This is a genomic window from Promicromonospora soli (genome assembly GCF_014653785.1).
GTDB classification, from domain to species: domain Bacteria; phylum Actinomycetota; class Actinomycetes; order Actinomycetales; family Cellulomonadaceae; genus Promicromonospora; species Promicromonospora soli.
In genome coordinates this window covers 491,773-505,780 of record NZ_BNAS01000003.1, presented here as the reverse complement: position 1 = coordinate 505,780, position 14,008 = coordinate 491,773, and the positions used below count along the sequence as shown (strand labels likewise).

Annotated in this window: 12 protein-coding genes; 6 read left to right on the top strand and 6 right to left on the bottom strand. The window is 72.1% G+C overall.

What is annotated here, in order from left to right; translation table 11 throughout:
* The first annotated feature begins 14 nt into the window (after positions 1 to 14).
* Entirely contained in the window at positions 15 to 974 is a 960-nt protein-coding gene (locus IE250_RS12345) for a DMT family transporter (RefSeq protein WP_189669566.1), read from the top strand.
* On the opposite strand, the gene IE250_RS12340 is transcribed toward IE250_RS12345, so the two are convergent.
* Genes IE250_RS12340 through IE250_RS12315 form a run of 6 tightly spaced genes read right to left on the bottom strand, consistent with a single transcriptional unit; the run spans position 925 to position 8,745 of the window.
* A complete protein-coding gene (locus tag IE250_RS12340) occupies positions 925 to 1,650 on the bottom strand; it encodes a response regulator (RefSeq protein ID WP_229872389.1) in 726 nt (241 codons plus the stop codon). The genes IE250_RS12345 and IE250_RS12340 overlap by 50 nt on opposite strands.
* Positions 1,647 to 4,142, bottom strand: coding sequence for a DUF4118 domain-containing protein (locus IE250_RS12335; RefSeq protein WP_189669565.1), 2,496 nt, complete (start codon positions 4,140 to 4,142; stop codon positions 1,647 to 1,649). The genes IE250_RS12340 and IE250_RS12335 overlap by 4 nt, the downstream gene beginning before the upstream one ends.
* 4 nt (positions 4,143 to 4,146) lie before the next feature.
* Positions 4,147 to 4,773, bottom strand: a complete 627-nt coding sequence (gene kdpC, locus IE250_RS12330) for a potassium-transporting ATPase subunit KdpC (protein WP_308434130.1) — start codon at positions 4,771 to 4,773, stop codon at positions 4,147 to 4,149.
* A gap of 23 nt (positions 4,774 to 4,796) precedes the next feature.
* Complete coding sequence (gene kdpB / locus IE250_RS12325) at positions 4,797 to 6,986, bottom strand: potassium-transporting ATPase subunit KdpB (protein WP_189669564.1); 2,190 nt, start codon at positions 6,984 to 6,986, stop codon at positions 4,797 to 4,799.
* A complete protein-coding gene (gene kdpA, locus IE250_RS12320; RefSeq protein WP_189669563.1) occupies positions 6,983 to 8,647 on the bottom strand; it encodes a potassium-transporting ATPase subunit KdpA in 1,665 nt (554 codons plus the stop codon). The genes kdpB and kdpA overlap by 4 nt, the downstream gene beginning before the upstream one ends.
* Before the next feature lie 5 nt (positions 8,648 to 8,652).
* Complete coding sequence (locus tag IE250_RS12315; RefSeq protein ID WP_189669562.1) at positions 8,653 to 8,745, bottom strand: potassium-transporting ATPase subunit F; 93 nt, start codon at positions 8,743 to 8,745, stop codon at positions 8,653 to 8,655.
* 354 nt (positions 8,746 to 9,099) lie between these two features.
* Here IE250_RS12315 and IE250_RS12310 point away from each other — a divergent pair, with 354 nt between their 5' ends.
* The 5 genes from IE250_RS12310 (at position 9,100) to IE250_RS12290 (ending at position 13,974) form a co-directional block, all read left to right on the top strand.
* A complete protein-coding gene (locus tag IE250_RS12310) occupies positions 9,100 to 10,425 on the top strand; it encodes a TrkH family potassium uptake protein (RefSeq protein ID WP_229872388.1) in 1,326 nt (441 codons plus the stop codon).
* A 70-nt stretch (positions 10,426 to 10,495) separates the two neighbouring features.
* Positions 10,496 to 11,062, top strand: coding sequence for a TetR/AcrR family transcriptional regulator (locus IE250_RS12305; protein WP_268247818.1), 567 nt, complete (start codon positions 10,496 to 10,498; stop codon positions 11,060 to 11,062).
* On the top strand, positions 11,059 to 11,811 hold the full coding sequence (locus IE250_RS12300; RefSeq protein WP_189669559.1) for an ABC transporter ATP-binding protein: 753 nt from the start codon (positions 11,059 to 11,061) through the stop codon (positions 11,809 to 11,811). The genes IE250_RS12305 and IE250_RS12300 overlap by 4 nt, the downstream gene beginning before the upstream one ends.
* Positions 11,808 to 12,599 carry an ABC transporter permease gene (locus IE250_RS12295; protein WP_189669558.1) on the top strand — a complete coding sequence of 264 codons (792 nt, stop codon included), beginning with the start codon at positions 11,808 to 11,810 and terminating at the stop codon, positions 12,597 to 12,599. The genes IE250_RS12300 and IE250_RS12295 overlap by 4 nt, the downstream gene beginning before the upstream one ends.
* An 82-nt stretch (positions 12,600 to 12,681) precedes the next feature.
* Positions 12,682 to 13,974 (top strand): glycosyltransferase, encoded by a 1,293-nt coding sequence (locus IE250_RS12290; RefSeq protein WP_189669557.1) that lies wholly within the window; start codon positions 12,682 to 12,684, stop codon positions 13,972 to 13,974.
* Positions 13,975 to 14,008: the final 34 nt, after the last annotated feature.

Genomic DNA, 14,008 nt, shown 5'->3' with positions numbered 1-14,008 from the left:
GCAGGCTCACGGCCATGACAACTTCTACCCGGCCGGCGGCACGCAGCGAGACACGACCTGGCCGGCCGGCGGCGTCCTGGTCGGGCCCGCTGTTCGCCGGGCTCGGCATGGCCCTCGTGGGCAGCCAGGTTGCCGTGTCGGGCGTGCTCGCCGACGCACCGCTCTTCGCCGTGCAGGCACTCCGGTACACGCTGGCCGCGCTGGTGCTGCTCCTGGTCCTGCGGGTCACCGGCCGCACGGTCCCCGCGCCGCGCGGCCGGGAGTGGGTGTGGCTGGCGGGTGTGGCGCTGAGCGGGCTGGTGCTGTTCAACGTGGGTGTGGTGCGCGGCGTCGCGCATGCCGAACCGGCGGTGATCGGCGTGGCCGTCGCCGCAGTACCGGTGCTGCTCGCGCTCGCCGGTCCGCTGCTCGGCCGGACCCGGCCCACCCCGTCGGTGGTGGTCGGAGCGGTGGTGGTGACGCTGGGCGCCGTCCTGGTCACCGGTGGTGGGCGCACGGACGGCGCGGGCCTGGGGTACGCGCTGCTGACGCTGCTCTGCGAGGCCGGTTTCACGCTCCTGGCGGTGCCGGTGCTGCGCCGGCTCGGGCCGCACGGCGTGTCGCTCCACGCGGTCTGGATCGCAGCGGTGGCGCTGTGGGCACTCAGCCTGACGACGGAGGGTCCGGGCGCCGTACTTTCCCTGCGACCCGAGCACGTACCGGCCACGCTGCACCTCGCGCTGAGCGTCACAGTGGTGGCGTTCCTGCTCTGGTACACGGCGGTGGGGCTGATCGGCCCGGGACGTGCCGGCCTCTTCACCGGTGTGGTCCCGGTGGCCTCGGCCGTGGGCGGCGTGCTGCTCGGCGCCCCGGTGCCGGGTCCGGTCGTGTGGCTGGGTGTCGCGGTCGTGGTGGTCGGGGTCCTGCTCGGGCTGAACACCCGCCCTACTCGGCAGGCTCCGCCTCGAACCGGTACCCAGCTCCCGGGTGGGTGAGGATATGGCGCGGGTGCGACGGATCATTCTCCAGCTTGCGGCGCAGCTGCGCCGTGTAGACGCGCAGGTAGTTGGTCTCCGTCGAGTACGCCGGGCCCCAGACCTCGTGCAGCAGCAGCTTGCGGTCCACGAGCCGTCCCCGGTTGCGGACCAGCACCTCCAGCAGCGCCCACTCGGTGGGGCTCAGCCGCACGTCGGCCCCTCCGCGGGACACCTGCCGCCGGGCCAGGTCGATCCGTAGCTCCCCCGCGACGACCACAGGCTCCTCCGGGTGAGCAGGCTCCGCCCGGCGGACCGCGGCGCGCAGCCGCGCGAGCAGCTCGTTCATCCCGAACGGCTTCGTCACGTAGTCGTCGGCTCCGGCGTCGAGGGCGTCGACCTTGTCGTCGCCGAGCTGCCGTGCCGACAGCACCACTATCGGCACCCGGGTCCAGCCCCGGATCCCTTCGATGACGTCGAGCCCGGGCATGTCGGGCAGGCCCAGGTCGAGCAGCACCACGTCCGGCCGGGCCGACGCGACGGCGTCCAGCGCCGCCGCACCCGTCGGCGCGGCGGTCACTTCCCAGCCGTGCGCCCGCAGGTTGATGACCAGGGCGCGGGCCAGCGCCGCGTCGTCGTCCACCACGAGCACCCGGTTGCCCGACCGCTCGCCCCCGCCGTCCGGCTCATCGATCACTGCGCCATCCCATCACGCGGCACCGTGAGCACCATCGTCAGGCCGCCGCCAGGAGTGTCCTCGGCCGCGATCCGGGCGCCGACGGCGGCAGCGAGCCCCGACGCGACGGCCAGCCCGAGGCCCAGGCCTCCTGAGCTCGTGTCGTCGAGCCGCTGGAACGGCTCGAACATGGTGGCCTTGCGGTCGTCGGGCACGCCCGGCCCGGTGTCGGCGACGCGCAGCTCCACCGAGTCGCGCGCCGCCGAGGCAGTGAACAGCACCTTCGCGCCGGGCGGGGAGTGCCGCACCGCGTTGGAGACCACGTTCGCAACCACCCGCTCGAAAAGGCCGGGGTCGGTGTGCACGAGCGGCAGGTCCTCGGGCACGTCCAGCGTGAGCTCGGACAGCCACGGCTCGACTGCGATCGGCACCACCTCCTCCAGCGACGCGGCGCGCAGAGCGGGCCGGACGGCGCCGGCCTGCAGGCGCGACAGGTCCAGGAGGTTGCCGATGAGCCGTTCGAGCCGATAGGTCGAGTCCGCGATCGTGGCCGTGAGGATGTCGCGGTTCTCCCGGTCGAGCTCGACGTCGGGCGAGGCGAGGCCGTCCACGGCCGTGCGGATCACCGCGAGCGGGGTGCGCAGGTCGTGCGAGACGGCGGCCAGCAGCGCGGTGCGGGTGCTCTCGGTCCGCTCCAGCACCTCGGCCTGGGCGGCCTGCTCGCGCAGTCGCCGGTGCTCCAGCACTATGCGGGCCTGCGCGCCGAACGCCTCGACCACCTGCCGGTCGCTCGCGGGGAGCACCCGCCCGGCGAGCAGGAGCCGGTGCCGGTCGTCGATCGCCACCTCGGTAACGGTCTCGGCCTCCCCAGAGCCGGCGTGCGCCACCGTCGTCCACGGCGAGCGGTCGTCCTTGCGCTCCTCGAGGCGCACGTCCGCCATCGCGAAGGTCTGGGCGAGGCGCTGCACAATCGCCTGCGCGGTGTCCTCGCCCGACAGCACGGAGCGCGACAGCGCGGCGAGCGTGGACGCCTCGGCGCGCGCCCGGTATGCCTGGGTGCTGCGCCGCGCGGCCAGGTCGACCACCGAGGCCACGGAGCCCGCGACCAGCACGAAGACGACGAGCGCGATGACGTCCCCCGGCTGGTCGATGATCAGGAGCCCGGTCGGCTCGGTGAAGAACCAGTTCAGCACCGCGAACGAGACCACCGACGTGACCAGGGCCGGCCACAGCCCGCCCACGAGCGCCACGGCCACGACGCCCGCGAGGTAGAACATCAGGTGGCTCGGCAGGTTCTGCTCGTCGCGGCCGAACAGCAGCAGCACGAGGGTGAGGGCCACGGGAATGAGCACCGCCGTCAGCCATCCCGCGACCCGGCGGGCCGGAGAGAGCGAGGAGTACCGCGACCGCACGCCCGCACCGGTGCCCGCCTGCTCGTGCGTCACGAGGTGCACGTCTATGGCGCCGGACAGCCGCGCGATCTCCGCGCTGGAGGAGCCGAGCAGCGCCTGCCGCAACACGCTGTGCCGGGACACGCCCACCACGATCATGGTCGCGTTCACACCGCGCGCGAAGTCCACGACGGCGGACGGCACGTCCTCCCCCACGACCGTGTGGAACGTCCCGCCGAGCGACTCCGCGAGCGTCCGGTACGCACTGATAGTGGCCGACGGCGTGGACGGCAGCCCGTCCGTGGGCAGCACGTGCACGGCGAGCAGCTCGGTGCCGGCGGCCCGCTGGGCGATGCGCGCGCCGCGGCGCAGCAGCGTCTCCGTCTCGGGGCCGCCCGTGACGGCCACGACTATGCGCTCGCGTGCGGGCCAGGTGCCGTCGATCGCGTGGTCGGCGCGGTACCTGGTCAGGGCGTCGTCGACGCGGTCGGCAAGCCAGAGCAGGGCGAGCTCGCGCAGCGCCGTCAGGTTCCCCACGCGGAAGTAGGACGACATCGAGGCGTCGATCTGCTCGGCCCGGTACACGTTGCCGTGCGCGAGCCGACGCCGCAGCTGCTCCGGCGAGAGGTCCGTGAGCTGGATCTGGTCCGCGTCGCGCACCACCTGGTCGGGCACCGTCTCGCGCTGCCGGACGCCGGTGATGGCCTCGACGTCGTCGGTCAGCGACGCCAGGTGCTGCACGTTGACCGTGGTGACCACGTCGATGCCGGCGTCCAGCAGGTCGTGCACGTCCTGCCAGCGCTTGGGGTGCTCGGACCCGGGCGCGTTGGTGTGCGCGAGCTCGTCCACGAGCGCCACCTCGGGCGCCCGCTCCAGCACGGCCGGCACGTCGAGCTCCGTGAGCGTGGACCCGCGGTGCTCGACGTGTCGCCGCGGGATCATCTCCAGGTCGCCGATCTTGGCGATCGTCGCCGCCCGCCCGTGTGTCTCGACCAGGCCGATCACGACGTCGGTGCCTCGCGCACGTCGCCTGTGCGCCTCGTCGAGCATGGCGTAGGTCTTTCCCACGCCTGGGGCCGCCCCGAGATACACGGTGAGGCGGCCCCGGCGTCCGGTGGTCATGTCCTCAGTTTGCGGCATCGAGGGCAAGGTTGAGCTCCAGCACGTTCACGCGGGGCTCGCCCAGCACGCCCAGGTCGCGCCCGACTGTGTGCCGCGCGACCAGGTCCGCGACGTCGGCGTCGGACAGACCGCGCGCCTGCGCGACGCGCGCGACCTGGATGGCGGCGTACTCCGGGCTGATGTCCGGGTCCAGGCCCGAGCCCGACGCCGTGACGGCGTCCGCCGGGACGTCAGCCGGGGCCACGCCGTTCTCCTCGGCCACCGCTGCCTTGCGCTCCTCGATGGAGGCGACCAGGTCGGGGTTGAGCGGCCCTAGGTTGGACCCGCCGGAGGCGAGGGTGTCGTAGCCGTCGCCCGCTGCGGACGGCCGGGGGTGGAAGTACTCCGCGCCCTTGAAGCCCTGGGCGATGAGCGCGGAGCCCACGGCCTCGTCGCGCGAGGTGGTGCGGGCGCCGTCGGACTGGACGAGCGAGCCGCCCGCCTGCCAGGGGAAGGCCACCTGCCCGACGGCGGTCATCGCGAGCGGGTAGGCCAGCCCCGTCACGAGGGTGAACGCGAGCAGCATGCGCAGCCCCGCCATCGAGTGGCGGGTCAGCGTCGCGAGGTCGCTCGCCACAGTGGTCGTTGCCATGTGAGTTCCTTTCCTTCTGAGGGCTACAGGCCCGGGAGCAGCGAGACGACGAGGTCGATGAGCTTGATGCCGAAGAACGGGGCAATCAGGCCGCCGAGGCCGTAGATCAGCAGGTTGCGCTGCAGCAGGGACGACGCCGATGCCGGCCTGTACCGCACGCCGCGCAGCGACAGGGGGATCAGCGCGAGGATGATCAGCGCGTTGAAGATGACGGCCGACAGGATCGCCGAGCCCGGGCTCGCCAGGCGCAAGATGTTCAGCACGTCGAGCTGCGGGAAAACCGTCATGAACATGGCGGGCAGGATCGCGAAGTACTTCGCGACGTCGTTCGCAACGGAAAACGTGGTCAGCGCCCCGCGCGTGATGAGGAGCTGCTTGCCGATCTCCACGATCTCGATGAGCTTGGTGGGGTCGGAGTCGAGGTCCACCATGTTGCCCGCCTCTTTCGCGGCGGACGTCCCGGTGTTCATCGCGACGCCGACGTCGGCCTGGGCGAGCGCCGGGGCGTCGTTCGTGCCGTCCCCGGCCATGGCGACGAGCTTGCCGCCCTCCTGCTCGCGGCGGATCAGGTCGAGCTTGTCCTCGGGCGTGGCCTCCGCCAGGACGTCGTCCACGCCCGCCTCCGCGGCGATCGCGCGCGCGGTCACCTGGTTGTCGCCCGTGACCATGACGGACCGGATGCCCATGGCGCGCAGCTCGTCGAACCGCTCGCGCATGCCCTCCTTGACCACGTCCTTGAGCCGGACGACGCCGAGCACCCGCGCCGGCGCCTCACCGACCTGCTCCGCGACGACGAGCGGCGTGCCGCCCATCCGGGAGACGGCGTCGACGTGCCGCTCCAGCTCGGCTGCCTCCTCCGCCGTGACGTGGGCGCCCGTGCTGTGCACCCAGCGCTGGATCGCGCTGCCGGCACCCTTGCGGATGCGGAGCGTTTCGACAGGCTCAACCCGCGAATCGGTGACCGCTGGAGCCGGCAGGTCGACGCCCGACATGCGGGTCTGGGCGGTGAACGGCACCAGCTCGGCGTCCAGCGGCAGCTCGTCGCCCGCCCCAAACTCACCGTCGACCAGGTCGACGATGCTGCGCCCCTCCGGGGTCTCGTCGGCCAGCGAGGCGAGGCGGGCGGCCTTGGCGAGCTCGCTCGGCGTCACGCTGCCCACCGGCAGTACCTCGGTCGCGCGCCGGTTGCCGTAGGTGATGGTGCCGGTCTTGTCGAGCAGCAGCACGTCGACGTCGCCCGCCGCCTCCACCGCCCTGCCCGACATAGCCAGCACGTTGCGCTGCACCAGCCGGTCCATGCCAGCGATACCAATCGCGCTGAGCAGCGCGCCGATCGTCGTGGGGATCAGGCAGACCAGCAGCGCCACCAGGACCAGCAGCGACTGCCGCGAGCCCGAGTACACGGCGAACGGCTGCAGCGTGGCGACCGCCAGGAGGAAGACGATGGTCAGCGACGTGAGCAGGATGTTCAGCGCCACCTCGTTCGGCGTCCTCTGCCGCTCGCTGCCCTCGACCAGGGCGATCATGCGGTCCACGAACGTGGACCCGGCGGGCGCAGTGATGCGCACGACTATCTGGTCGGACAGCACCACGGTGCCACCCGTGACCGCGCTGCGGTCACCGCCGGACTCCCGGATTACGGGGGCGGACTCGCCGGTGATCGCCGATTCGTCCACCGACGCGACACCCTCGATGACATCGCCGTCGCCCGGGATGGTCTCGCCCGCCGCGACCACGACGACGTCGCCCACCCGCAGCGTCGAGGACGGCACCTCGACGGTCGGCAGCAGGTCCAGCCGTGAACCCGTCTCCAGGGTGTCCTGCGGGGCGCGGACCTTGCGCGCCGTCGTCTGCTTCTGTGTCGCGCGCAGCGTGGAGGCCTGCGCCTTGCCGCGCGACTCCGCGACCGACTCCGCGAGGGTCGCGAAGAACACCGTCGCCCACAGCCACACCGCTATCCACCAGGCGAACACGCCCGGCTCGATGATCGCCAGGACTGTCGTCACGAAGGCGCCCACCTCGACTACGAACATGACCGGCGACGTGTAAAGCACCCGCGGGTCGAGCTTGCGCAGCGCGCCCGGGAGCGCCGCCCGGAGCTGCGCCCCGGTCAGGGCGCGCGGGCTGGTGCGCTTCGAGTGGTGCCGCGTGCCGGCGTCGGGCGCGGGCTCCTGGGTGGGGACGTCCGGAGTGTTCCGGGTGTCGATGGTCATGACAGGGACTCCACGACGGGACCGAGGGAAAGAACGGGGATGAAGGTGAGCCCCACGACGACGACCGTCACCGCGGCAAGCAGGCCCGCGAACAGAGGGCGGTGCGTCGGCAGGGTGCCCGACGTCGCCGGGACCGTGGTCTGGCTCGCGAGCAGGCCGGCCAGGGCCAGCACCAGCGCGATCGGGATGAACCGCCCGGCGAGCATCGCCAGGCCCTGCGTCACCTCGTAGAAGGGGGTTCCGGTGGCGAGGCCGGCGAACGCCGACCCGTTGTTGTTCGCGGCCGACGCGAACGCGTACAGCACCTCCGACAGGCCGTGCGCTCCCGGGTCCTGGATGCCTGCCAGCCCCGGCTCGACGACGACGGCGACCGCCGTGCCGACCAGCACCAGTGCGGGCACCGTCAGCACGTACAGCGCGACGACCGTCATCTCCGGGCGGCCGATCTTCTTGCCCAGGTACTCCGGGGTGCGGCCCACCATCAGGCCCGCCACGAACACCGCGACCACTGCCAGCATGAGCATCCCGTACAGGCCCGCTCCCACACCGCCCGGCGCGACCTCGCCCAGCAGGATGTTGAACAGCAGCATGCCGCCGCCGGGCGCCGTGAACGATTCATGCATCGAGTTCACCGAACCCGTCGAGGTCGCCGTCGTCGACACCGCGAACAGGGCGCTCGCAGCAAGCCCGAACCGGGTCTCTTTGCCCTCCATGGCGGCGCCCGCCGCCTGGGGCGCTGCGCCGGGGCCCGCCATCTCGGCCCAGGTGGTCAGCGCCAGCGACGCCGCCCACAGCCCGGCCATGACGCCCAGGATCGCCCAGCCCTGGCGCTTGTCGCCGACCATGATGCCGAACGTGCGGGGCAGCGTGAACGGGATGAGCAGCAGCAGGAAGATCTCGACGATGTTGGTGAACGGCGTCGGGTTCTCGAAGGGGTGCGCGGAATTCGCGTTGAAGGGGCCGCCGCCGTTGGTGCCGACATCCTTGATCGCCTCCTGGGATGCGATCGGGCCGCCCAGCACGTGCTGCGTGGCGCCCTCGACCGTGCTGATCGCGGTGTGCGGGTCCAGGTTCTGGATCACGCCGCCGGCCATGAGGATGATCGCCGCCACCACGGACAGGGGAAGCAGGATCCGCGTCACGCCGCGGGTCAGGTCGGTCCAGAAGTTACCCACGCGGGCGTCGGTCCCCGAGCGGGCGAAGCCGCGCACCAGGGCGACCGCGACGGCCATGCCGACTGCCGCCGAGACGAAGTTCTGCACGGCCAGCCCGGCCATCTGCACCAGGTGGCCCGCCGCCGCCTCGCCCGAGTACCACTGCCAGTTGGTGTTCGTGGTGAAGCTGACCGCGGTGTTCCAGGCGCCCGCCGGGTCGAACCCCGAGAAGCCGAGGCCCCACGGCAGGTACGACTGCAGGCGCAGCATCCCGTACAGGAACAGGACCGAGACGAGCGAGAAGCCCAGCAGCGACATCAGGTAGGTGGTCCAGCGCTGCTCGGCGTCCGGATCCACGCGCACGGCGCGGTACCAGAGGCGCTCGACCCGCAGGTGGTCGGGGCGGGTGTAGGTGCGCGCCATGTACGCACCCAGCGGCGCGTGCACGGCGGCGAGGGCGGCGACCAGGACGAGGATCTGGGCCACAGCTGCGAATACTGGGGTCAAGGTGGTCACCGCGTACGGTCCGCGCGGATCAGCGCGATGAAGAGGTACACGAGGCCGGCCAGCGTGAGCGCCAGGCTCACGACGTCAAAGGGGTTCACTTCCGCCTCCCCAGAGGGGTGACGGCGGACTCGTGCGTGGCGGCGCGACGCGCCACCACTGCCACCACGGCAAAGAACGCCACGGTCAGGAGGATGAAGGCCAGATCGGTCATGCCACCGGTCTATTGCCGACGGCGGCCCGTGGCGGGACTCCTTGACGGAACGTTGACGCCGGACGCGAAGACCCTGACGACACCTTGACGGCGCCTTTCGCGTGCGCGCATCGATCTCGGACTACGGTAAACGTCGGGCGCCAGGCGGACACCCATGAGACCGCCCGTTGGGTGACTAACGAAGGACGACGGTAGCCAGATGCGGTTCAGCAGCCCTGAACATCGCGAGCGGAGCCGGGGCGTGTCTCTCCAGCGGCGGCCTGGCCAGCTCGTGATCGTGGGCTTCCTCGGCGCCATATCGGTCGGCACGTTGCTCCTGCTTCTCCCGATCTCCGCCTCCGGCGAGCCGGCGTCGTTCATGGAGGCCCTGTTCACCGCGACGTCAGCCGTGTGCGTGACGGGGCTGATAGTGACGGACACGCCGGTGTTCTGGTCCGGGTTCGGCGAGGCGGTGATCCTGGTGCTGATCCAGATCGGCGGCCTGGGTGTCATGACCGTGGCGTCGCTGCTGGGTGTCCTGGTCTCCCGTCGCCTCGGCCTGAGCTCCCGGCTGGTCGCGGCGGCCTCGACCCGCACGGTGGGCCTTGGTGACGTGCGTCGCACGCTGGTCCGGGTGGTCATCCTCGCGGCCGTCATCGAGACGGTCGTCGCGACTGTGCTGACCGTGCGCTTCGCCGTCACCTACGACGAGCCGCTGGGCCGCGCGATGTGGGACGGGGTGTTCCACGCGGTCTCTGGGTACAACAACGCGGGCTTCGCCCTGTTCTCGAACTCGCTGATGGACTTCGTGGCCGACCCGTGGATCTGCGTGCCGATCGCCGTCGCCACGATCGTGGGCGGGCTGGGACTGCCCGTAATCCTGGAGGTGCTGCGCGAGCGGCGAGGGCCGAGGCACTGGAGCCTGCACTCCAAGATCACGCTGCTCATGACGGTCCTGCTGCTGGTGGGCGGAACCGGGTTCTTCCTGGTCACCGAGTGGGACAACACCGCGACCATGGGCGCCTTGAGCACTGCGGACCGGGTCCTGGCTTCCTTCATCCATGCAGCCAACGCACGCACTGCGGGGTTCAACTCCGTGGACACCGGTGCGATGCACACCGAGTCTTGGCTCGGCACGGTCATCCTGATGTTCATCGGCGGTGGGTCTGCCGGAACCGCAGGCGGCATCAAGGTGACCACGTTCGCCGTGCTCGGCGTGGTGATCTGGTCCGAGCTGCGGGGCGACCCGGACGCCACCCTCTTCGACCGCCGCATCTCCCCGGCCACGCAGCGGGAGGCACTCACCGTGGCGCTGCTCGCGGTGGCAATCGTGGTCCTGCCTACCCTGTGGATCACGGCACTGTCACCGTTCACAGTGGACGAGATCCTGTTCGAGGTGGCCTCCGCATTCACCACGACCGGCCTGTCCACCGGCATCACGGCGTCGCTGGCCTGGTACCACCAGTTGGCGCTCGTGGTGCTCATGTTCATAGGGCGACTCGGGCCGGTCACCCTCGGCACCGCGCTCGCGTTGCGCGCCCGCCGGCGCTTGTATCGGCTCCCGGAGAGCGCACCGATCATCGGCTGAGCCAACGGAGCTTGCCGACCGGCGGTCGGCCCCTTGTCCAGCACGATTGTTAGTGACTAACATTTCAAGCGTGCCGACACCCCGCACCCTCCGCACCCGAGCCCGCATCCTCGATGCGGCGCTCGACCTCTTCGAGCGCCAGGGCTACTCCGCCACCACGGTGAACCAGATCGCCGACGCCGCCGGCGTCACCCCCATGACGTTCTTCCGGCACTTCCCCACCAAGGACGCCGTGCTCGTCACCGACCCCTACGACCCGCTCATCGCCGACGCCGTCGGCGCCCAGCCGGCCGACCTGCCGCCGTTGGAACGCGTCCGCCTCGGCCTGCTCTCTGCGCTCGGCGACATCACGCCCACGGAGGACGCGACGGCGAGGCGGCGGGTTGCCCTCGTCGCGCAGTCCCCGTCGCTCCGCGCCGCGGTGTCGGTCGGCACCGAAGCCACCCAGGAGGCGATCGTCGAGCGGCTCGTCGCCGACGGCGTCGACCGGCTCGACGCCGCCATCGCCGCCTCCGCCTGCCTCGCCGCAACCACCGCCGCCCTCCTTGCCTGGGGCTCCGCACCCGGCGACATCACGCTCGCCCATCTCGTCCGCCGCGCCCTCGCGCAGCTCGCCCCGGCAGGAGCCACTTCATGACCGCCCTCGTGCTCGACGACGTCTCGCACAACTTCGGCAGCCGGGTCGCCCTCGACCACCTCACGCTGACGGTCCGGCCCGGCCGGGTCACGGCCCTGATCGGCCTCAACGGCGCGGGCAAGACGACGGCGTTGCGCGCGCTCACCGGCCGCCTCCGTCCCACGCGCGGGACGGCAAGGATCCTCGGCCACAACCCGGCTGACCTGCCCGGCGACGTCGCAGCGAGGTTTGGCCACGTGGTCGAGTCGCCACTCGTCTACCCGGAGCTGACCGTCACGGAGAACCTCTGTTGCGCCGCCCGGCTGCACGGGCAGCCCGGGCGAGCGACCGCACGGGGGGCGAGCGCCGCCGTCGGCCGCATGGGACTCGGCCCTTGGCGGCACGCACTGGCCCGAACCCTCTCGATGGGCAACCGTCAGCGCCTGGGGATCGCGTGCGCGACCCTCCACCGGCCGACCGCGCTGATCCTCGACGAACCGACCAGTGCCCTCGACCCGCAGGGCGTCGTCCTGGTACGCGAGCTCGTCCGCGAGCTGGCCGACGACGGCGCGGCGGTGCTCGTCTCGAGCCACCACCTCGACGAGGTGGCACGCATCGCCGACGAGATCGTCGTGCTGCATGCCGGGCGCGACGTCGGGCGGCTGGAACCCGGCGGCACCGACCTGGAACAGCGGTTCTTCGCCATGGTGCTCGCCGCAGACAGTAACTCCGCCAAAACCCGCACTGCCGATATGGAGTACCGGGCATGACACCCGCCGCCGCACTCCGCGCCGCCCTGGCCATCGAGGCGCTCAAGCTGCGCCGCTCCGCCGTCGCGCGTATCGCATCCGTGCTGCTGGTGGTGCTGGTGCCGCTCGCGAGCGTGGGGATGGTCGCGCTGGCCCGCTCGCCCCAGGCCGGGGGCCCGACCGCGGCCAAGCTCGCGGACTACGCGACCGGCGACCTCGCCACCACACACCTGATGGTGTGCGCCCAGGTCCTGTCCGTCGCCGCACTGGCCGCCGGCGGGTTCTTCGTCGCGTGGTCGTTCGGGCGCGAGCTCGAGAGCGGGACCGCGGGCGCTCTGTTCGGCCTCGCCGTGCCACGCAGCACGATCGCCCTGGCCAAATGCCTGGTCACGCTGGCCTGGATCGCGGGGTGCGTCGTGCTGACCGTGGCCGTGACCGTCGCCGCCTCGGCCGTTGTCGCCGCGGTCTCGGGCGCGCCCTTTGCGGCCTGGGCCGACGTGCGGACCGCCGTTGTCGCCGGGCTCCTGGGCGGGGGCCTTGCCCTGCCGTTCGCCTGGGTCGCGACCGTGACGCGCAGCCAGCTCGGCACCGTCGGCGGCCTCGTCGGCGTGGTTGCGCTCACTCAGATGGTGGTGCTGCTCGGCGGTGGGTCGTGGTTCCCCTACGCCGCGCCGTCCCTGTGGGCGGGCATGGGCGGGGCCGACGCCGCAGCCGCGATCGGCCTGCCCAACCTGCTGCTCGCCGCGGCCGGCGCCCCGTTGGCGATCGCTGCCGTCGTCGATGCCTGGCGGCGCCTGACGAACGTGTGAGCGGGCGGGGGTCTACTGTCGTCACTGGTGTGCCGGGAAGCCTGGTCGGCGTTCAATTCGTCGACCCTGAAGGAGCTTTCCGATGAAGGCGCTGATCATGTCCCTGGGTACCCGCGGTGACGTGCAACCGTTCGTCGCGCTGGGGCGGGCACTGGGCGCTGCTGGCCACGAGGCGGTGCTGTGTGCGCCGCACCGCTTCGCCGAGCTCGCCGCCGGGAACGGCGTGACGTTCGCGGGGGTCGACGACGGCCCGCTGCGACAGCTCGACTCGCCCGCAGAAGCGGGCGAGGCATTTGCGGGCGGTGTCCGGACGCGGCTACGACAGATCCGCGAGATGCCGTCGATGTTCGACGAGGTCCTGGCCGACTCCTGGCAGGTCGCCGGCCACGGCGCCGGGGCGGGGGCGGACGTCGTCGTACACAACGGGCAGATCCTGGCCGGCCAGCACGTCGCCGAAGCACTCGGGATCCCGGCCGTACTGGGCCTGCCGCTGCCTATGTACGTCCCCACGCGCGAGTACCCGTGGCCAGGCCAGTCACTGCCGTTCGGCCTACCGGGATGGCTGAACCGGGCCACGTTCGGCGGGATGCGGCTGCCCACCGCGATGTTCGGCCGGGTGATCGACCGGTGGCGGCGGGACACCCTCGGTCTGTCGCCCAGGCCAGGCCGGCACGACCCGGCGGTGCGGCCCGACGGCGGCCCGGCCACGGTCCTGCACGCCCACAGCCCGTCGGTGCTGCCGCAGCCGGCGGACTGGCCCGCGGGAGCCGAGGTCACCGGGTACTGGTTCCTCCCACCCGAGCCCCGGCTCCCGGCCGACGTCGAACGGTTCCTGGCAGACGGTCCCGCTCCGTTGTTCGCCGGCTTCGGCTCGATGTCGGGACTGGCCCCGCAGTCGAGCACCCGGGCGGTGGTCGAGGCTGCTGCCCTGACCGGTAACAGGCTCGTGATGGCCACCGCCTGGGGCGGACTCGACGCCGAGACGGCGGACGCCGCAGCGGCCGAGCGCGGTGTGGAGCTGCTCGTGGTTGGCGACGTCGACTATCAGGCGCTGTTCCCGCGCATGGCCGCGATAGTGCACCACGGCGGAGCAGGGACGACCGGCACCGCGTTCGCGGCCGGTCGGCCCCAGGTCGTGTGCCCGTTCGTGGCCGACCAACCCTTCTGGGGGCGCGTGACCCATGCACGCGGCGTCGCCCCGGAGCCCTTGCCGCAGCGCAAGCTCGCCGGGCCCGCGCTAGCCACACGGATCGCCGAGGCGTGCGCACCGGCCGCGGTGGCCGCGGCTGCGGAGCTCGGCGAACGCGTCGCCCGAGAGCGAGGCCTGGACCGGGCGGTCACTCTCATCGAGCGCACGGCCGAGGCTCATCGATGACCCCGGCGAGCTCCGTGTCAGGGCCGTGTCAGGG

Excerpts from the sequence above, each read along its gene's own strand:
- IE250_RS12345 (WP_189669566.1), top strand. The coding sequence starts at position 15 with ATGACAACTTCTACCCGGCCGGCGGCACGCAGCGAGACACGACCTGGC.
- IE250_RS12335 (WP_189669565.1), bottom strand. The coding sequence starts at position 4,142 with ATGACCACCGGACGCCGGGGCCGCCTCACCGTGTATCTCGGGGCGGCC.
- kdpC (WP_308434130.1), bottom strand. The coding sequence starts at position 4,773 with ATGGCAACGACCACTGTGGCGAGCGACCTCGCGACGCTGACCCGCCAC.
- kdpB (WP_189669564.1), bottom strand. The coding sequence starts at position 6,986 with ATGACCATCGACACCCGGAACACTCCGGACGTCCCCACCCAGGAGCCC.
- IE250_RS12300 (WP_189669559.1), top strand. The coding sequence starts at position 11,059 with ATGACCGCCCTCGTGCTCGACGACGTCTCGCACAACTTCGGCAGCCGG.
- IE250_RS12295 (WP_189669558.1), top strand. The coding sequence starts at position 11,808 with ATGACACCCGCCGCCGCACTCCGCGCCGCCCTGGCCATCGAGGCGCTC.
- IE250_RS12290 (WP_189669557.1), top strand. The coding sequence starts at position 12,682 with ATGAAGGCGCTGATCATGTCCCTGGGTACCCGCGGTGACGTGCAACCG.